The following is a 17,804-nucleotide window of genomic DNA, read 5'->3' as shown; positions in this document are numbered from 1 at the left end:
AGGAGCGAGCGGTGCGGCGATCCGACTTGCCCGCGAAGGCGTCATCCCTGACACACCGGGTCGTCTGCTTCGCGAGCAAGCTTCGCTCCTACAAAAGCCCGGTCTGCTTGAGCAGTTGTTGCAACGCTTCTTTCTCGGCGGCGGAACCACTTCCAACAATCTGCTTGAATTGCCGCTCAATCTGCACCAACGACACAGGCACTTCAGGCAGATTCAAATGCTCCGGCAAAATCTCGTCGCCGGTGCTGACCAGCAGCGCAAAGTGAATGACGTTCTCCAGCTCCCGGGTATTGCCCGGCCAACTGTGTCGCTCCAGTACAAGCTGTGCAGCCTCGCTGATCAGCGGCACCGGCAGGTCGAGGCGCTGACTGTAGATGCCGAGGAAATATTCGGACAACGAAAGGATGTCGCCGACCCGCTCACGCAATGCCGGCAGTTCGAGCTGGCCTTCGCTGAGGTAGTGATAAAGCCGCTCATTGAATTTCCCGGCCGCCACCGCCTGGGCCAGATCGATACTGGTGGCCGCCACCAGGCGCACGTCCACCGGGCTCGGTTGCTGAGCGCCAACGCGGGTGACTTCGTGGTTTTCCAGGGCGGCGAGCAATTTGATCTGGATCGGCAGCGGCAAGTCGCCGATCTCATCCAGATAGAGCGTGCCGCCGTTGGCCGAACCGAACCACCCCGCGCGGCTACTGGCCGATCCGCTGTAACTGCCGGCGGCATAGCCGAACAGTTCGGCGTCGGCATAGGTCGGGCTGATGGCGCCGCAATTGACCGAGACGAACAACCCGCCGCGATCACTCGCACGATGGATGTGCCGCGCGAGCAATTCCTTGCCGCTGCCGGTTTCACCACGGATCAGCACCGAGATCGAGCGCGGCGCCAGTTGTTCAAGCTCCTGGCGCAACTGCCGGGACCGTGGATCGACAAACACCAGCGCCTTGGCGCGAATGCTCAGGGGGCTTTTTTCTGCGTCGGGAAAGGTCAGCAGTGGCTGGCCGAAGGCTTCAAAACTCATGGCAGACTCCCGCCCAAAACCGCCGGGAGACGGGTAGGCGTTCTAAAAAATAAAAAGGTTCAAGCGCGTCGCAGGGCGTGGTGTTCCATTCGGTTTTGCAGGCGATAGAGATAGGCAAAGCCCTGCTCCCAGCGCTGGTGACCAGACTTCACGTTGATGTGTCCGGCACCCGCCAGAATCCCCGCCTCGGCGCCCCAGTTGCGGGCCAGTTCAAGGGCTCGCGGCGCACTCACGGCGCTGTCGTTGTCGGAGCTGACGACCTGGCTCGGGAAGGGCAAAAGGGTTGTGGGAATCGGTGCGAAGTTGCGCAAGGCTGGAGCGCATGCCGGACGTTCAACGTCCGCCGGTGCGACCAGCAAGGCGCCACGCACCTGACGCAAGAAATGCAGCGGCGCAGTGGCCGCCCAATGGGCGACCGTAATGCAACCCAGACTGTGCGCAATCAAGATCACCGGCGTGCTGTCGGCAGCAATCGCTTCGGCCAGCGCCGCGACCCAGTCTTCACGACGCGGCGTCAGCCAGTCGGCCTGCTCCACCCGCGCGCTATTCGGCAGACTGTTCTGCCAGTGGCTCTGCCAATGATCTTCCGGCGATCCTTGCCAGCCCGGCACAATCAGGTAGCGAATTGATTCGTTGCGCATGGGGGAACTCTCCTGCTGCGTGTCTGTTCCTGATCGAGTATAGGGAGGAGAGTTATATTCGCTAAGGAATAAGAAGCTATTTATTAAGACCTATAAGGAATATGGAGCCGTTTTGAATAGACAAAAAAAGGGACCGCACCCTGCCAAGGAGACGGCCCCGGAAACTCAAAATCTGCTAGCGCTAATCAACATCACTGGATGCGATGATTGACTGAAACGCTTATCCGATAAAGGAATATTTAATTACTTTAATAGATCCAAAATGCATATATAGATCAGCGATACAACAACTACCAAGCCATCCTGCTTGGGTCATAACGTACCGCCCCTTTGGGTCAGATTGATGACGGGCGCCTTTGCCGTTTTGAGTTTCCGAGAACTTCGATCAAGCCTGAGCGGCACGCACCCCCTGCGCCTCTGCTGTTTCCTTGCGCACAAACCGGTTCGCCCGCCCAAACGTCCCGAAATCATTGAACCGCACACCCATCTCGCGCATCACCTCATGCGCCACCGGCACGGTCATGTGGCGGATGTAAAACGGTTCCTTCACCACAAAGTGATGAATCCCGTGGCTGCTGCCGAAGTTGAAGCAGAACGCCTGCATCGGCCACATCCACCAAGGGTTCAGCACCTGGGTTTGCTGAATCACGTTACCCGGCTCCACATCACCGTAGTAATGCATGTTCGAACTGACAAAGTGCAGGCAAAACGTGCGCAACACGTTCGGGCCGATGATTACCACCGCCGCGATATCGATCACCTGCATCACCGACAACGTGGTCGCCGACCATTCGATCGGCGTACCCAGCAGATAGGCAATGCCATTCGCCCCATGAAAACCGAGGAACACGTACCAGGCGCCCCAATGCACCAACGCCAGCGGCGCGTAGACCTTCAGCGTGCGTTTGATGATGCTGAATTTATGCGCCCAGGTCCTGGCTCGCAGCATGCGAATGAACGCCGACATCACGTTGTCGCCGACCATCAACAACCGCGCGAATCCCCAAGGTTCGCCGTTGGTGATCGCGCGCTCTTCCATGTCGGCTTCCGTACCGGACACCTTGTGGTGATTGAGGTGCAGATGCCGGCGAATCCATGGGTTGATCGTGCTCGGTCGCGCCAGCCACACCAGGCCCATCATCAGGTTGTGCGGCACACGTTGCTTGCGGAAGTACATGCTATGAATCAGGTCGTGCTCCAGCTCGTGGGTCAACGAGGCGAAGAACGCATTGAGCAGCAGGCACACCCACCAGGCCATGTGCCCGGTCAGGTAGAGCGCCGCGGAACCGATCATTCCAGCCAGTGCAAAGGCCAGAATGCCCGCGCCCAAAGCGTCCTGATGGTTGAGAATCGGGTAGCGTTTGCGCAGTTCGACCCCTCTGGCCAGCACCACTTCGCGAATATGGGCTGATCGCTGGGCTGCATTCAGTCGCTGGGGACTTGCAGAAGTACCGTCCATGCTTCCATCCTCTGGTTATTGATGTTCGCATCCTGCCTTGTGAACCCTCGCAACGTGGTAGCCGTGAACGCCAACCTGTTGACCGGAAGCGCCAATCAGCATGACTGAACCGACCTCCCTCGCCAGCTGGACCCGCGCCCTGCGCAAGCAACTCGATGCGCTGGGCCTCGACAGCACCGCCCTGTGCCAACAGGCGGGGCTCGACCCGCAATTAATGGACGACCCGAACGCCCGTTACCCGTTGTCGGGTACCACGCGCCTGTGGGAAATCGCGGTGCAGGTCAGCGGCGACCCGGCGATCGGCCTGCGCGTATCACGCTTTGTCAGCCCCACCACGTTCCATGCGCTCGGTTATGCGCTGGTGGCCAGCGGCAGCCTGCGCGAAGTGTTCGAGCGCATCGTGCGTTATCACCAGGTGGTCAGCGATGCGCTGGAACTGGAGCTGACCCGCGCTGAAGATCGCTACCGCTTCTGCCTGAAAATCCCTGCCGGCAACCCGGCCCCCGCGTTCGAAGCCATCGATGCCTTCACCGCGATTTACGTGCGCACCTGCCGCAATCGCCTGGGCCGCGAATATGCCCCGCTGGCCGTGTACCTGCGCCGCCCGGAACCGGCCGACCCGCATCAATGGCACAAAGTCTTTCGTTCGCCGGTGCACTTCGCCGCCGACGAGGACCGACTGGAATTTGCCCTCGTGGACTTCGACAGTCACCTGGACGATGCCAACCCGGAGCTGGCCGAACACAACGAAGCGGTGCTCAAGCGCACCCTCGCGCAACTCAAGCCGCTGACCTGGGAACGCAAGGTCCGCGATGCCATCGAAGAACAATTGCCCGAGGGCGAACCCAGCGCCGAACACATCGCCAAGGCCCTGCACCTGAGCTTGCGCAGCCTGCAACGGCATCTGGCGGACGAAGGCTGTCGATTCGACACGTTGCTCAATGAAAGCCGCGAAAACCTTGCGCTGCTGCACCTGCGCGACCCGCAATGCTCGTTGAGCGAAATCAGTTATTTGCTGGGGTTCGCCGATACCAGCAGCTTCAGCCGCGCGTTCAAGCGCTGGACCGGGATGACGCCGGGGCAGTTTCGGGATGGGTTGCGGTGACTGATCTGAGAGCCGGGTTGGATTGACCCGCCTCTTCGACGGAACCTCTCAGCTTTTGACCAGACTTCGCGCAGCACCCGATTTCCATTGATCCATCATCGCGTTGCCAACCTCGGCAAAACCGCTGTTAGCCCGAGTGTAGTGAGCCATCTCACCCATCGCCACATCCATCCCATGAGCAACCTGTTGCAGCAGTTCATTACAACGCCCTTCCGTCAGGTTGCAGGCCGAACGACCAAACCGCATCAGCATCTTGTACTTGGGCCAAGCCTTTGATCCGCCCAACAGCAACGCCATGCTGTCGGACTTGATGTAGACCGATGTCGTGACGATGTCGTAGGCCGGAGCAAGGCTGATCTGCGCATCGGCGGCGCAATGCTCGTACAGCACGCCGAAGTTCTTGAGGTGAGCGTCGCCATTCTTCACTCCAGAAGAGAGCGCGACGATTTTGAAAAAAGATTCAAGCGCCTGGTTGAGCAATGGCGGGGAGACGAATTCTTTGATTTGCTTCGCCGCACCTTCATACGAGCCATCGTATTTGGCCTTCGACGGCCAGGCATTGAGGACACAAAAATCCTCGAATCCCAAATAACCTTTGTCATTGAGATCGAAACGTTCAACGACCAGAAATTTGCCGTGCTCGCTGAGTTCAAATGTCGGCACTTCAAGTCCGCAATGCAGCGCAGCCCGCATGCAGAAATATTCGTTGGCGGCGAGTTCGGGGTATTCCTCTGGACGAAAGGATTTGACCAGGTGCGTCGCGCCTCGATGGGTCAGCCGGTCGATCGTTGTCGCACTGTCCCGGACCAGCACTTTCGGCTGCACACCCGAAACACCCGAGTACTGGCCATAGGTGTGCAACAGATCATCGAACAAGCCCTGCGCGCCGTCATGCACCAGAAGATCCGCGAGGCTGGTTTCCGGGGGCTGTTCACTCGCATTTGGAGCGTTCGCAATACCCACTCGTCCAAGCTGATACGGGCCAACGATCGCCAGCATGGCAAAATCATCAAACCCGCGGACCGCTTTGCTGAAACGGCGAACCAACTCATCGCGTAGTGCACCCTCTGGCAGGTTCATTTCGAAAATGGGCGGTATACCTTGCTCCCACATGTAACTCTCAAGACGAGTTGGCATGGTCAGCGAGACTGCGTTTTCCTCCTGCGCGTTTTCAGCGTAGGTAAAGACTGAATCGCCGCGGGACTGACCACGACCGAGCGTGCCGACGGCCGTTGCGGACACGCTGATGTGCAGCCTGTCCTTTCCCTGCGGCTCACTCATGGAAGTTAGCCTTTTTCAGAGCGTCCAGCGTTGGACGCTTCGACTGACGGGGCACGGCGGTGAGCTCGTATCCGAAGCCGTTGAGGATCGCCTCAACCTTGCGTAGACCGATTTCGGAGATTGTATTGTTCTCGATGCCTGAAATCGTGGAACGGCTCATGCCGTACTGTTTTGCCAGTGCATCCTGAGAAAGTTTTCGCTCTTTGCGTAAAGACTGAATGAGTTTTCCAAGGTTTTCCATTGCTCATCCTGCATCGTATACCGTGCAATTTTCCACAAACCGTGGATATGCATTGTATTTAGTGCAGTTTAACGCTTAAGTCCAGCTCATTTTTTAACCTGAGGCCCGCGAACCTAACGCCCCTGATCCCGCCGCAACAACTTGCGCACCCGCGTCACCAGTTCACTCACAGCAAACGGCTTGAGCAAGTAATCATCCTCATGCAGCTCCAACCCACGCAGGCGATCTTCGATGCCATCCTTGGTGGTCAGCAACAGCACCGGCGTTTCGCCGAGCTTGCGGATCTGTTGAAGCAACTGCCAGCCGTTGAGCCCCGGCAGCATCACGTCGAGGATGATCAGTTCGTATTCGCCGGACTCGATAAAGCGACGCCCGTCCATTCCGTTCAGCGCCACGTCGACCGTATAACTCGCCTCGTTCAGGCCGTTGGCCAGGCGTTTGGCGATCTCTGGTTCGTCTTCTACTAACAGCACACGCATGGCACACCTCGATTGTCGTCGTCACAGGCTAGGCGCCTTCGCAGCAGTTGCCCATCAAATATTTTTTCACACTGATCAATTGTGGAGCGAGCCTGCTCGCACGTCAGATTGTCGCCAGAACCCGCAACCGCTCGGCATCGACAATCTCGATCTCGCCATACTTCAAATTCAGAATCCCCTGCCCCTGCAAGTCCTTGAGGATCTGGTTGGTGGTCTGGCGCGACAGCGACAGCATCGATGCCAATTGCTCCTGAGGCAGTTGCAGCACCCGGCGCGGCGGATCGTATTCGCCGTAGCCCTCGGCGATCATCAGCAGGCGATGAGCCAAGCGTGCCGGGGCGGGCATCAGGCTCAGCTGTTCGAGGTTGATAAAGGTCAGGCGCAGTTTGTGGCTCATCAGCAATGCCAGCTGCCGCCAATACACCGGTTGTTCGTCGAGCAACGCCAGCAGCGCGGCCTGTGGGATATGCAGCAGCGTGCACTGGCCCACACCGAAGGCATCGTGGGTGCGTGGCTGGCCGTCGAACAGGCAGATTTCGCCGAACCAATGGGGCGACTCCACGAGGCTCAGCAACGCTTCCTTGCCCTGCTCGCTGACCGCGCCGATGCGCACCGAGCCTTCGAGCACCGCATACAAACCGCACGGAGGGTCACCGCGCTTGAACAACAATTGCCCCGTCGACAACCGTCGCAGCCGGGCCGCTGCCAGCAGACTATCCTGTAGTGGAACAGGTAAATGACTGAACCACTGCCCCGACTCCAGGCGCGAACGCCAAACCTGCATGTCCATGGAAACTCCTGGAGATTGTCGCCTGCCTGACAGAACGAACGGTGAACCCGAGGCATGATCAATCACCCTACAGGAGGAATAACAATGAAAAGCCTCGTTGACCATCTCAGTCAATACGCCGCTTACCACCGTGACCCACGCAATATCGCCAGCCACTTTATCGGGATTCCGCTGATTGTGGTGGCGGTAGCGGTGTTGCTGTCACGGCCGCAATGGGTTGGAGGCTGGGTTTCGCCGGCGGTGCTGGTGGCGCTGGCCTCGGCGTGGTTTTACCTGCGCCTGGAGGTGCGGCTCGGGGTGTTGATGACGGTGTTGCTGGGGCTGTGCGTTTGGGCGGGCCAGGTGTTGGCGCAGCAAAGTACGCTGGTGTGGTTGGCGAGTGGGATCGGGATGTTTGTGGTGGGCTGGGCGATTCAGTTTGTCGGTCATCACTATGAAGGGCGCAAACCGGCGTTTGTCGATGATGTGACGGGGTTGATTGTCGGGCCGTTGTTTGTGGTTGTGGAACTGGCGTTTTTGCTGGGGATGCGGCGGGATTTGAAAGAGCAGATCGAGGCGCGGGTAGGGGGTGTTCGGATTAATCCGAAGCGCGCTGCTGCGTAGATCGCTTTCGCGGGCAAGCCTCGCTCCTACAGGGAATCTATGTACGCCATAGATCCCCTTTAGGAGCGAGGCTTGCCCGCGATGCTTTTGCCTTAGATGTTGGCGAGTTTCTGCCAGACCTTCGGTTTGAAGAACAATGTCTCGCCCTTCGCCAGGCCGATCAGGCTGTCGTGATCCTTCACCACTTCAGCTTCGATCAACTCGCTCTGGCCTTCGACCTTCAACGTCACCCGAGTCGTCGCGCCCAACGGACGGATATCCCGCACTTCCGCCGCGTGATGATCTTCCAGCTCATGCCGCGACAACGACACTTCGTGCGGGCGGAACAGCACGTGTTTGTCTTCACCCAGATGCAGACGGTTCGAATCACCGAGGAAGTGATAAACGAAATCGCTGGCCGGGTTTTCGTAGACGTCGCCCGGTGAGCCGATCTGTTCAATCACGCCTTTGTTCATCACCACGATACGGTCGGCGACTTCCATGGCCTCTTCCTGGTCGTGGGTCACGAACACCGAGGTCAGGTTGATGTCTTCGTGCAGCCGCGCCAACCAGCGACGCAGCTCTTTACGGACCTTGGCGTCGAGCGCACCGAACGGTTCGTCGAGCAGCAGCACTTTCGGCTCAACCGCCAGGGCACGGGCCAACGCGATGCGCTGACGCTGCCCACCGGAGAGTTGTTCCGGGTAGCGATCCGACAGCCAATCCAGTTGCACCATGTTCAGCAGTTCGTGGACTTTCACCGCGATCTGGCTTTCGCTCGGGCGCTGGTTTTTCGGTTTCATGCGCAGGCCGAACGCGACGTTGTCGAACACCGTCATGTGGCGGAACAGCGCGTAGTGCTGGAACACGAAGCCGACGTTGCGATCACGCACGTCATGGCCGGAAACGTCCTCACCGTGGAACACGATGCTGCCCTTATCAGGCGTTTCCAGACCGGCGATGATCCGCAACAGCGTGGTTTTACCGCAACCCGACGGGCCGAGCAGGGCCACGAGCTCGCCGCTTTGAATGTCCAGGCTGATGTTGTCCAGCGCCTTGAACGCGTTGAAATTCTTGCTGACGTTACGCACTTCGATCGACATGAATTATTCCTCCGCGGCGCTGGCGCGCGGGCGGTTAATACGGTTTTCGCTCCACTGCTTCAGCAGCAGGATGAAGAGCGCCATGATCAGCAACAGGCTCGCCACGGCGAACGCGGCCACGTGGTTGTATTCGTTGTAGAGGATCTCGACGTGCAGCGGCAGGGTGTTGGTCACCCCGCGAATGTGCCCGGAAACCACCGACACCGCACCGAATTCACCCATCGCCCGCGCGGTACACAGCACCACGCCGTAGATCAGGCCCCATTTGATATTGGGAACGGTGACGTGCCAGAACATCTGCCAACCATTGGCCCCGAGCAAGCGCGCGGCCTCTTCTTCCTGCGTGCCTTGTTCCTGCATCAGCGGGATCAACTCACGCGCCACGAACGGCACGGTGACGAAGATCGTCGCCAGCACGATGCCCGGCAAGGCGAAGACGATCTGGATGTCGTGATCCTGCAACCACGGCCCGAACAGGCCCTGGGCGCCAAACATCAGCACGTAGACCAGACCGGCGATGACCGGCGACACCGAGAACGGCAGGTCGATCAGCGTGACCAGCATACTTTTGCCGCGGAACGAGTACTTGCTCACGCACCATGCAGCGCTGACACCGAACACCAGGTTCAGCGGCACTGAAATCAGCACGGCGATCACCGTGAGCTTCAGGGCCGACAACGCGTCGGGTTCGAAGATCGCGGTGAAGAACGCACCGATTCCGAGTTTCAGGCCCTGAGACACCACGATCACCAGCGGCAGCAACAGGAACAGGGCGAACACCAGCCAGCCAAGGCCGATCAGGATTCGCCGCGATGAAGCACTGCCACGGCGGGCGGCGTTCGAGGAAGCAGCAGCAATAGACGATTGGGACATTTCTGCGCCTCCTTATGGGGTTTCGATGCGCCGCTGCAGCAAGTTGATCAGCAGCAACAGGACGAAGGAAACCACCAGCATCAGTACACCAATGGACGTGGCGCCGGTGTAATCGTACTGGTCGAGCTTGACCATGATCAGCAGCGGCAGGATCTCGGTTTTCATCGGCATGTTGCCGGCGATGAAAATCACCGAACCGTACTCGCCGACCCCGCGGGCAAAGGCTAACGCGAAGCCGGTCAGCCAGGCTGGCAGCAGCGCGGGCACCAGAATATGGCGGAAAACCTGTAGCGGTTTTGCGCCCAGGCACGCCGCCGCTTCTTCCACTTCACGCGGGATATCAGCCAATACTGGCTGTACGGTACGTACTACGAATGGAAGCGTCACAAAAGTGAGGGCAAGGGTGATGCCGAGGGGGGTATACGCGATCTTGAAACCCAGGTCCGCTGCAAACTGACCTACCCAACCATTGGGCGCGTATAGCGCAGTCAGCGCGATACCGGCCACGGCGGTGGGCAATGCGAAGGGTAAGTCGATCATCGCATCGATGACTTTGCGTCCAGGGAAGGTATAGCGCACCAACACCCAGGCCAGCAGCGTGCCGATGATGCCGTTGATGATCGCGGCATAGAGCGCGGTGCCGAAGCTCAGTTTCAACGCCGCCAGCACCCGTGGCGCCGAGATAATCGCCCAGAACTGATCCCAGGTGAGTTGAGCGGCATGTACGAACATCGCCGCCAGTGGAATGAGCACAATCAGGCTGAGGTACACCAAGGTGTAGCCCAGCGTCAGCCCGAAGCCGGGTATGACGGGGGAGATACGACGCGACATAAAAGTCCTTGGTTGAGAACGCGCAAAGCCCCGAATGTAAATCCGGGGCTCGTTGATGGCTATTTAAAATTACTGCGCCTGATAGATCTGGTCGAACACACCGCCATCATTGAAGAATTTCGGTTGAGCGGTTTTCCAGCCGCCGAAGTCCTTGTCGATGGTCACCAGGTCCAGGGTCGGGAACTGCTTGCTGTACTTGGCGGCCACATCCTTGTCACGTGGACGATAGAAGTTTTTCGCCGCAATTTCCTGGCCGGCCGGGCTGTACAGGTGCTTGAGGTACGCCTCGGCGATCTCGGTGTTGCCCTTTTTCTCGGCGTTTTTGTCGACCACTGCCACCGGTGGCTCAGCAAGAATCGACAACGAAGGCACGACGATTTCGAACTTGTCCGCGCCGCCGTCTTCTTTCAACGCCAGGAATGCTTCGTTTTCCCAGGCCAGCAACACATCACCCTGACCGTTGTTGACGAAGGTGATGGTCGAGCCGCGAGCACCGGTGTCCAGAACCGGAACGTGTTTGAACAGGGTCTGCACGTATTCCTTGGCTTTGGCTTCGTTACCGCCGTTGGCTTTCAGGCCATAAGCCCAGGCCGCGAGGAAGTTCCAGCGCGCACCGCCGGAGGTTTTCGGGTTTGGGGTGATGACCGACACATCGTTTTTGACCAGATCGCCCCAATCCTTGATGCCTTTAGGGTTGCCCTTGCGCACCAGGAACACGATGGTCGAGGTGTAAGGGGTACTCGCCTCGGGAAGACGCTTCTGCCAGTCGGCCGGCAGGGTCTTGCCGAGCTTGGCGATTTCGTCGATGTCACCGGCCAGGGCCAGGGTTACTACGTCGGCGCGCAGACCATCGATCACGGCCCGGCCTTGTTTGCCGGAACCACCGTGGGACTGCTGGATTTTCACGTTATCGCCAGCGTGGTCCTTCTTCCAGAAGTTGACGAACTCGGCGTTGTAATCCTGATACAGCTCGCGAGTCGGGTCATACGACACGTTGAGCAACTCGTAATCCTTGGCAACCGCGGAACCAGCAAAAAGGGCACTGGCCAGGGCGGCCAAAGCGAAATGACGAATCGACGACATGGTGAAAGCTCCTGGAATTCTTGGTGTGTTGGCTTTTTTTTATGGTGTGCTGGACGCGGGTTGCCGGTTTGTTTAGCTCGGTTTGGTGCTCGGGTTCTGCAAACGGAATTTTTCTTTGCGTTCGATCTGGACCACCTGAGCGTTGTGCACGGTAATTTCGACTGCGCCAAAACGCAGGTCGCGCAGTGCGCTCTGGATCTCACGCAAGATGGTGGCTTCGTCTTGACCGTCAACGCTACGTAGGGATGCGCTCATGGTGCTGCTCCTTCAACTGAGAGGTTGCCTGGCAGTGGCGGCACTGCTTGCGGCGTGAGAGCAATAGTAGAGACGCGCGGATATTCTTAAAAAGACTATTTAAGAATGTTTATATAACCAAATAAAATTATTTGACGGGGCGCGGGCTTACCTGATTTCCGGCGTGTGCTTCCAATCCAATTGCTCGGCCGGGACCGGTCGCCCAAACCAGTAGCCCTGCCCCAGATCGCAGTCGTGTTCGAGCAGAAAACGCGCCTGCTCGACCTGCTCGATTCCTTCGGCGTGCACCTGCATCCCCATGCTGCGCGCCAACGCGATAATCACCCGCACGATCGCCGCGTCGTCCTCATCCCACGGCAATCCCGCAACAAAGCCCTGATCGATCTTGAGCTTCTGCACCGGCAAACGCTTGAGCCGCAGCAGCGACGAATAGCCGGTGCCGAAATCATCGATGGCCAGCCGTACACCCAACTCGCGCAGTCGATGCATCTGCTCCAAGGCCACTTCCGGGTCTTCCATTACCGCGCTCTCGGTGACTTCCAGCTCCAGAAACGCTGGATCGAGCCCGGTTTCGTGAAGCACTTTCGCCACTTGCTGAAAGAGCTCACGGCGAGCGAACAGTCGAGACGAGACGTTCACTGCGATAAACGATAACGCCACACCAGCCTGCTGCCACGAGCACATTTGCTGACAAGCCTGGCGCATCACCAAGGCATCGATTTCCGCGATCAATCCGGTGCGTTCGGCGATGGGGATGAATTCTGCCGGCGGCACCAGCCCACGTTGCGGATGCTCCCAGCGCACCAGCGCCTCGGCGCCCAACAAGCGACGGGGCCTGAGGTCGTGAACCGGCTGGTAGTAAACGCGCAGTTCCTGCTGCTCCAGCGCTCGGCGCAGTTCAACAGCCGTCTCGACCCGGTTCTGGGCATGGGCGGTCAGTTCTTCGGTATACAGGGCGTAGCCATCTCGACCGGTGCTTTTGGCCTTGAACAGCGCCGAGTCAGCGTTGCGCAATAGCTGTTCGGCGCTCAAGGCATCGCCGGGGAACAGGCTGATACCGATGCTGGTATTGATGAACAGTTGATGCCCGCCGATCAGGAACGGCTCTTTGAGGCCCTCAATGATCCGCTGCGCCAGTGCCGCCGCCTGCATCAATTGCGGACAGCTTTCGGCGAGCACCGCGAACTCATCGCCACCCAGTCGCGCCAACGTAAGCTCCGGGCCGAGCATGGCCTGCATTCGTTCGGCCACGGCTTTGAGCAGTTCGTCACCGATCGTGTGCCCGAGGCTGTCGTTGATCATCTTGAAATGATCCAGATCGATCATCAGTAACGCACAGCCACGCTTGTGGAGTTGCGCCGAAGCCAGTGCCTGCTCGGTCCGGTCGGTGAACAGCAAGCGGTTAGGCAGGTCCGTCAACGGGTCGTGATGAGTCAGGCGCTTGAGTTCATGTTCGGAGTTCTTGATTGCGCTAATGTCGGAAAACACCGCGACGTAGTGGCTGAGCTGGCCCCGGTCGTCGTGAATGACGCGGATCGTCTGCCATTGCGGGTAGATCTCGCCGCTTTTCCGGCGGTTCCAGATTTCCCCGTTCCACTCGCCGAGGCTCTTGAGTGTCGCGAACATCGTCTGGTAAAAATCCGCGGGGTGATGGCCCGACTTGAACAGGCTCGGTCGCTGCCCCAACACTTCCGCTTGCGAGTAACCGGTGATCTCCATGAACGCCCGGTTAACGTGGACGATCAACCCGTTGCTGTCGGTGACCAACACACCTTCACGCGTGCAATCGAACACCGCCGCCGCCTGACTCAAACGCTCGCGGTCGTCTTGACGCTCACGCAATGTATTGCCGATCCCCAGGCAACGGAACAATCGCGCTCGGGCGATGAAAATCAACCCGGCGCTCAGCAGGACCCAGGCATAACCGTTGATCAGTTGCCAACGCACCAGTTCGTCTGAGCTATCGAAGAAACTGTTTAATAAATAGCCGCTGAGCTGCAGCCAGACCATGGAAAGCAACAGATAAAGAAGCGCTGCACTCAACGCGTCGCGATAGGTGGCAGACATTGGCCGTCCTTGTCCCTGCAAAAAGGATGGGATTATAGGTTAAAGAAACATTCAGCCACTCTTATCTGAAAGGGTGACTGGTTTTATCTGTGGGCTTAGTGATAATGCAACGGCTGTTTTTTATTTATCGAGGGCCCTATAGCCTATGTGGTACGAAGGTTTTCTCGGCTTGTCGCCCTGGTCACTGGTGGCAGTCACCCTGCTGATGACCCACGTGACGATCGTCGGCGTCACGGTCTATCTGCACCGTTATTCAGCCCATCGCTCGCTAGAGCTCAATGCTGGCCTGAAACATTTCTTCCGCTTCTGGCTGTGGCTGACCACGGCGCAGAACACCCGCGAGTGGACCGCTATCCACCGCAAGCATCACGCCAAATGCGAAACCGTCGATGACCCGCACAGCCCGGTCATCAAGGGCCTGTCCACCGTTCTGCGCAAAGGAGCCGAGCTGTACCGCGCCGAAGCGGAAAACCCGGAGACCCTGCGAATCTACGGCAAGAACTGCCCTGAAGACTGGATCGAGCGCAACCTCTACAGCCGTTTCCCGCTGCTGGGCGTGGCGATCATGGGCGTCATCGACCTGCTGCTGTTCGGCACCATCGGCATCACCATCTGGGCCATCCAGATGATGTGGATCCCGGTGTGGGCCGCCGGCGTGGTCAATGGCCTGGGCCATGCCATCGGTTACCGCAACTTCGAATGCCGCGACGCGGCGACCAACCTGGTGCCTTGGGGCATCCTGATCGGCGGCGAAGAACTGCATAACAATCATCACACCTACCCTAACTCGGCAAAATTGTCGGTGAAGAAGTGGGAGTTCGACCTCGGTTGGGCCTGGATCCAGGTCTTCAGTTTCTTCCGCCTGGCCAAGGTCCAGCGGGTTGCACCGATCGCCCACCGCGTCGAAGGCAAAGGCAGCCTGGACATGGACACCGCCATGGCGATCCTCAACAACCGCTTCCAGATCATGGCCCAATACCGCAAATTGGTAATCGCGCCACTGGTCAAGCAAGAGCTGGAAAAGGTCGATCACTCGGTCCGTCACCAGTTCCACCGCGCCAAGCGTCTGCTTTCGCGGGAAACCAGCCTGCTGGACGACAATCACCACCTGCGCATCCAGACCATGCTCGAGCACAGCCAGGCGCTGAAGGTAATTTACGAGAAACGCCTGGCCTTGCAGCAGATCTGGGTCAAGACCAGCTCAAATGGTCACGACATGCTGGCTGCCATCAAGGATTGGGTACACGAAGCGGAAGCCAGCGGGATTCAATCCCTGCGCGACTTCGCCGACCAGCTGAAAACCTACTCCCTGCGCCCAGCCGCTGTCTGACCTGGCGTCACAAGCTTGCCTCTGGAAAGAGGCATGCCTGTGGCGAGGGGGCTTGCCCCGTTCGGCGACGAAGTCGTCGCAAAATCTGACGACGCGTTTTAACTGAAAAAGCGCGTCTCAGATACCGCCCGGCGGGAGCAAGCTCCCTCGCCACGAAGGGCGGGAACCAATCTCCAAATCCCCTATCTCAAAGACACTTCGCCACACCCCGGCGGGCTTCGTTGTTGCCGCTTCTGAACCTCAAGCGGCGCACGCCTTTGAGAGTTGTCCCGATGGTCCCAAAAAACCTGCAAGACGCATCCTTCGCTCAATCGCCCGACACCGCTCAAACCCTGATGGCGCTGATGCACGCCCAGAGCGAAGTCGCGCGCCTGAGCGAACGCGAACAACTGTTCAGCTCCCTGCTGGTGAGCGTCAACGCGGTGCTTTGGGCCTTCAATTGGGAAACGCGTCAGGTGCTCTACGTCAGCCCGGCCTATGACCGGATTTTTGGCCGTTCCGCCGGCAGTTTGCTGTCCGACTACAACGAATGGCGCGACAGCATTTACCCCGACGACCTCGACTACGCCGAGCGGAGCCTGGCCGAAGTACTGGTCAAAGGCGCCGTTGAAGACCGCGAATACCGCATCATCGCCGCCGATGGCCAGGTGCGCTGGCTCAGCGACAAATGCTTCATCAACCGCCAGGCCGAGCCGGGCCAACCGGTGATCATCGTCGGCATTGCCGAAGACATCACCGAAAAGAAACGAATGGAGGCCGAGCTGCAGCGCCTGGCGACCACCGACGTGCTGACGCAAAGCAGCAATCGCCGACACTTCTTTGAATGCGCCCAGCGCGAGTTTGCTCAGTCGCGCAAGCAAGGTGCACCAATGGCGTTCCTGTTACTGGACATCGATGATTTCAAAGTGGTCAACGACACCTACGGTCATCAAGCGGGCGACAACGTACTGCAACGAATCGCCGAAAGCGGTCGTGCCGCATTACGCCGGGGAGATGTATTCGGGCGGATCGGGGGTGAGGAATTCGCAGCGGTGTTCCCGGGCTGCGCACCCGATATGGCCATGCAAGTCGCCGAGCGCCTGCAACGGCAGATTCAGCAATTGAGCTTCAGCCATGAAGACCAGACGTTCGGCATCACCGTCAGCCAGGGCTTGACTAGCCTGATTGCGGAGGACGATTCCCTCGACAGCGTGTTCGCCCGCGCGGATGCCGCGATGTACGAGGCCAAGCGCCAAGGCAAAAACCGCATCATTTCCGGCTGATCCCAAACCCAAATCCAACACAAAACCCCTGTGGGAGCGAGCCTGCTCGCGATAGCGGTGTATCAGTCAACCTCTACGCTGGCTGATACACCGCTATCGCGAGCAAGCTCGCTCCCACAGGTTTTTGTGTGAAGTTTACTTTTTGCGCAGCCGCATCAATTCCGGCAAACCGATCTTGAGCAACCGCGCAGTCCGGCTTTTGGCCAATTCCTCAATGCCTTCATGCTCGGTCAGGCGCGCCAGTTGCGCGGCCATGTTCATCACCAGCGCTTCGCGAGAGTAAACCCCGCCACCGAGCTGGTACGCCGCTGCAATCAGCTCCCGCAACTCCAGCGGCAGCCGCCAGCGAGTTCGCAGTGCTGAACCGTAGGCTGCGCCGAACTCGGCCAAGGCATTACCCACCTCCTCCCGTTCATCCAGCTCGCCACCGGCCTGCTTCCATTCCTGCAAACACAGCAGCAACGCAAGGTCGCCGAGGCAATGCAGCATGCCCGCGCAATAACAGCGCTCCTGATTCAGATCCAGCAACCGTGCCAGCGTGCGCGCGTATTCGGCGGTGTGCAGCGACAAGTCCCAGAAGCGCTCGGCATAGTCCGCCAGGAACGGATCGCTGAGCCGGGCACTACGCTTGAGCGCCAACCCCAGGATCAGGTTCATGCTTTGCGCGGAACCCAAGCGGCGCAGCGCCTGAGACAAGGTCTGGACCGCATCGCCAACGTGCAGCGCTGCGCTGTTAGACGCCGCGATCAGCACGGCGGTGATGTGCGGGTCGGTGCGGATTTCCTCTTCCAGCCGCACCAGGTCAAGTCCGCGGGTGTTCAGGCTGGCTTTGACCGCCACCTGCACATCGGCCATCAGCGGCGCCCCCTCCGCCAGTTCGCGACGGCGCTCCAGATACACCGACAAAGTCATGCCGGCCGCCAGTGTCGGCATTTCACAGAAAACCTCTTCACCGGCGTTCAGCAGCAGATCCTGCAGACGCTGGGTCAGGCTTTCCATGTTCAGGGGTTTGGTCAGGTACGCCGTGGGCGCCAGGGGCAAGGCTTCGCGCACACTGGCGCTGTCGTTACGGCTGCTCATCAAAATGAAGGGCAGCGGCGGATTGCGTTTGCGCTGGCGGACGTTGCGCAAGACATTCAGGCCATCGACACCGGGCAGCTCCCAGTCGACGATCACCAAGTCGTAAGGATTTTCCGCCAACAGCCGCAACGCTTCCTGACCGTCGGCACACAGATCAAGTCGTGCGTCGCAGCGCACGCTCAACAACACTTGTTTGATCAGGTCACGAGACCAAGGGTCAGGCTCGGCAATCAACACACGCGGTACAGCAGGTAAAACCACAGCGGTCATCTGCATACTCCCTTTGCGATGCTTGTACCTTAGTCAATGCGGGGCATTCGGGAC

The 17,804-nt window shown here is 59.0% G+C and carries 18 protein-coding genes; 4 read left to right on the top strand and 14 right to left on the bottom strand.

What is annotated here, in order from left to right:
* Positions 1-88: 88 nt before the first annotated feature.
* The 3 genes from ACA075_RS00935 to ACA075_RS00925 form a co-directional block, all read right to left on the bottom strand.
* Positions 89-1,018 (bottom strand): sigma 54-interacting transcriptional regulator, encoded by a 930-nt coding sequence (locus ACA075_RS00935; protein ID WP_497296919.1) that lies wholly within the window; start codon positions 1,016-1,018, stop codon positions 89-91.
* A gap of 59 nt (positions 1,019-1,077) precedes the next feature.
* Positions 1,078-1,659: an alpha/beta hydrolase gene (locus tag ACA075_RS00930; RefSeq protein ID WP_219093173.1), complete on the bottom strand. Its 582-nt coding sequence runs from the start codon at positions 1,657-1,659 to the stop codon at positions 1,078-1,080.
* A gap of 385 nt (positions 1,660-2,044) precedes the next feature.
* Complete coding sequence (locus ACA075_RS00925) at positions 2,045-3,118, bottom strand: fatty acid desaturase (RefSeq protein WP_497296918.1); 1,074 nt, start codon at positions 3,116-3,118, stop codon at positions 2,045-2,047.
* 100 nt (positions 3,119-3,218) lie between these two features.
* Between ACA075_RS00925 and ACA075_RS00920 the strand changes: the two genes are divergently transcribed.
* Entirely contained in the window at positions 3,219-4,223 is a 1,005-nt protein-coding gene (locus ACA075_RS00920) for an AraC family transcriptional regulator (protein ID WP_497296917.1), read from the top strand.
* Between the two features lie 48 nt (positions 4,224-4,271).
* Here the strand turns inward: ACA075_RS00920 and ACA075_RS00915 are convergent, their stop codons facing one another.
* From ACA075_RS00915 to ACA075_RS00900, 4 genes are all read right to left on the bottom strand, one after another.
* Positions 4,272-5,504: a type II toxin-antitoxin system HipA family toxin gene (locus tag ACA075_RS00915; RefSeq protein ID WP_497296916.1), complete on the bottom strand. Its 1,233-nt coding sequence runs from the start codon at positions 5,502-5,504 to the stop codon at positions 4,272-4,274.
* Positions 5,497-5,745 (bottom strand): helix-turn-helix domain-containing protein, encoded by a 249-nt coding sequence (locus ACA075_RS00910; protein ID WP_497296915.1) that lies wholly within the window; start codon positions 5,743-5,745, stop codon positions 5,497-5,499. The genes ACA075_RS00915 and ACA075_RS00910 overlap by 8 nt, the downstream gene beginning before the upstream one ends.
* Before the next feature lie 113 nt (positions 5,746-5,858).
* A complete protein-coding gene (locus ACA075_RS00905; RefSeq protein ID WP_497296914.1) occupies positions 5,859-6,224 on the bottom strand; it encodes a response regulator in 366 nt (121 codons plus the stop codon).
* 103 nt (positions 6,225-6,327) lie between these two features.
* Positions 6,328-7,014 carry a Crp/Fnr family transcriptional regulator gene (locus tag ACA075_RS00900; RefSeq protein WP_497296913.1) on the bottom strand — a complete coding sequence of 229 codons (687 nt, stop codon included), beginning with the start codon at positions 7,012-7,014 and terminating at the stop codon, positions 6,328-6,330.
* A gap of 84 nt (positions 7,015-7,098) precedes the next feature.
* Between ACA075_RS00900 and ACA075_RS00895 the strand changes: the two genes are divergently transcribed.
* Complete coding sequence (locus tag ACA075_RS00895) at positions 7,099-7,617, top strand: Mpo1 family 2-hydroxy fatty acid dioxygenase (RefSeq protein WP_497296911.1); 519 nt, start codon at positions 7,099-7,101, stop codon at positions 7,615-7,617.
* A gap of 92 nt (positions 7,618-7,709) precedes the next feature.
* Here ACA075_RS00895 and ACA075_RS00890 read toward each other — a convergent pair whose 3' ends face one another.
* The 6 genes from ACA075_RS00890 to dibA form a co-directional block, all read right to left on the bottom strand.
* Positions 7,710-8,699, bottom strand: a complete 990-nt coding sequence (locus tag ACA075_RS00890) for a sulfate/molybdate ABC transporter ATP-binding protein (RefSeq protein ID WP_497296910.1) — start codon at positions 8,697-8,699, stop codon at positions 7,710-7,712.
* Between the two features lie 3 nt (positions 8,700-8,702).
* The gene (cysW, locus tag ACA075_RS00885) at positions 8,703-9,572 is read right to left on the bottom strand and encodes a sulfate ABC transporter permease subunit CysW (RefSeq protein WP_497296909.1); all 870 of its coding nucleotides are present in this window, start codon (positions 9,570-9,572) and stop codon (positions 8,703-8,705) included.
* Between the two features lie 12 nt (positions 9,573-9,584).
* On the bottom strand, positions 9,585-10,403 hold the full coding sequence (cysT, locus tag ACA075_RS00880) for a sulfate ABC transporter permease subunit CysT (protein ID WP_007899634.1): 819 nt from the start codon (positions 10,401-10,403) through the stop codon (positions 9,585-9,587).
* 69 nt (positions 10,404-10,472) lie between these two features.
* Positions 10,473-11,486, bottom strand: coding sequence for a sulfate ABC transporter substrate-binding protein (locus ACA075_RS00875; protein ID WP_497296908.1), 1,014 nt, complete (start codon positions 11,484-11,486; stop codon positions 10,473-10,475).
* 72 nt (positions 11,487-11,558) lie between these two features.
* Positions 11,559-11,741, bottom strand: coding sequence for a sulfur starvation response protein OscA (gene oscA / locus ACA075_RS00870; RefSeq protein WP_219093160.1), 183 nt, complete (start codon positions 11,739-11,741; stop codon positions 11,559-11,561).
* Positions 11,742-11,888: 147 nt separating this feature from the next.
* Positions 11,889-13,808 carry a phosphodiesterase DibA gene (gene dibA / locus ACA075_RS00865; protein ID WP_497296907.1) on the bottom strand — a complete coding sequence of 640 codons (1,920 nt, stop codon included), beginning with the start codon at positions 13,806-13,808 and terminating at the stop codon, positions 11,889-11,891.
* 145 nt (positions 13,809-13,953) lie between these two features.
* Here dibA and desA point away from each other — a divergent pair, with 145 nt between their 5' ends.
* Positions 13,954-15,138, top strand: a complete 1,185-nt coding sequence (gene desA / locus ACA075_RS00860) for a delta-9 fatty acid desaturase DesA (protein ID WP_497296906.1) — start codon at positions 13,954-13,956, stop codon at positions 15,136-15,138.
* A gap of 272 nt (positions 15,139-15,410) precedes the next feature.
* Positions 15,411-16,400 carry a GGDEF domain-containing protein gene (locus ACA075_RS00855; protein ID WP_497296905.1) on the top strand — a complete coding sequence of 330 codons (990 nt, stop codon included), beginning with the start codon at positions 15,411-15,413 and terminating at the stop codon, positions 16,398-16,400.
* A gap of 135 nt (positions 16,401-16,535) precedes the next feature.
* Here ACA075_RS00855 and ACA075_RS00850 read toward each other — a convergent pair whose 3' ends face one another.
* On the bottom strand, positions 16,536-17,750 hold the full coding sequence (locus ACA075_RS00850) for an HDOD domain-containing protein (RefSeq protein ID WP_497296904.1): 1,215 nt from the start codon (positions 17,748-17,750) through the stop codon (positions 16,536-16,538).
* Positions 17,751-17,804 lie beyond the last annotated feature (54 nt).

The organism is Pseudomonas sp. LBUM1663 (genome assembly GCF_059695905.1).
Note: the sequence above shows the minus strand (reverse complement) of the source record. Positions and strands in the feature narration are given on the sequence as shown.

Excerpts from the sequence above, each read along its gene's own strand:
- ACA075_RS00935 (WP_497296919.1), bottom strand. The coding sequence starts at position 1,018 with ATGAGTTTTGAAGCCTTCGGCCAGCCACTGCTGACCTTTCCCGACGCA.
- ACA075_RS00930 (WP_219093173.1), bottom strand. The coding sequence starts at position 1,659 with ATGCGCAACGAATCAATTCGCTACCTGATTGTGCCGGGCTGGCAAGGA.
- ACA075_RS00925 (WP_497296918.1), bottom strand. The coding sequence starts at position 3,118 with ATGGACGGTACTTCTGCAAGTCCCCAGCGACTGAATGCAGCCCAGCGA.
- ACA075_RS00920 (WP_497296917.1), top strand. The coding sequence starts at position 3,219 with ATGACTGAACCGACCTCCCTCGCCAGCTGGACCCGCGCCCTGCGCAAG.
- ACA075_RS00915 (WP_497296916.1), bottom strand. The coding sequence starts at position 5,504 with ATGAGTGAGCCGCAGGGAAAGGACAGGCTGCACATCAGCGTGTCCGCA.
- ACA075_RS00910 (WP_497296915.1), bottom strand. The coding sequence starts at position 5,745 with ATGGAAAACCTTGGAAAACTCATTCAGTCTTTACGCAAAGAGCGAAAA.
- ACA075_RS00905 (WP_497296914.1), bottom strand. The coding sequence starts at position 6,224 with ATGCGTGTGCTGTTAGTAGAAGACGAACCAGAGATCGCCAAACGCCTG.
- ACA075_RS00900 (WP_497296913.1), bottom strand. The coding sequence starts at position 7,014 with ATGGACATGCAGGTTTGGCGTTCGCGCCTGGAGTCGGGGCAGTGGTTC.
- ACA075_RS00895 (WP_497296911.1), top strand. The coding sequence starts at position 7,099 with ATGAAAAGCCTCGTTGACCATCTCAGTCAATACGCCGCTTACCACCGT.
- ACA075_RS00890 (WP_497296910.1), bottom strand. The coding sequence starts at position 8,699 with ATGTCGATCGAAGTGCGTAACGTCAGCAAGAATTTCAACGCGTTCAAG.
- cysW (WP_497296909.1), bottom strand. The coding sequence starts at position 9,572 with ATGTCCCAATCGTCTATTGCTGCTGCTTCCTCGAACGCCGCCCGCCGT.
- cysT (WP_007899634.1), bottom strand. The coding sequence starts at position 10,403 with ATGTCGCGTCGTATCTCCCCCGTCATACCCGGCTTCGGGCTGACGCTG.
- ACA075_RS00875 (WP_497296908.1), bottom strand. The coding sequence starts at position 11,486 with ATGTCGTCGATTCGTCATTTCGCTTTGGCCGCCCTGGCCAGTGCCCTT.
- oscA (WP_219093160.1), bottom strand. The coding sequence starts at position 11,741 with ATGAGCGCATCCCTACGTAGCGTTGACGGTCAAGACGAAGCCACCATC.
- dibA (WP_497296907.1), bottom strand. The coding sequence starts at position 13,808 with ATGTCTGCCACCTATCGCGACGCGTTGAGTGCAGCGCTTCTTTATCTG.
- desA (WP_497296906.1), top strand. The coding sequence starts at position 13,954 with ATGTGGTACGAAGGTTTTCTCGGCTTGTCGCCCTGGTCACTGGTGGCA.
- ACA075_RS00855 (WP_497296905.1), top strand. The coding sequence starts at position 15,411 with ATGGTCCCAAAAAACCTGCAAGACGCATCCTTCGCTCAATCGCCCGAC.
- ACA075_RS00850 (WP_497296904.1), bottom strand. The coding sequence starts at position 17,750 with ATGACCGCTGTGGTTTTACCTGCTGTACCGCGTGTGTTGATTGCCGAG.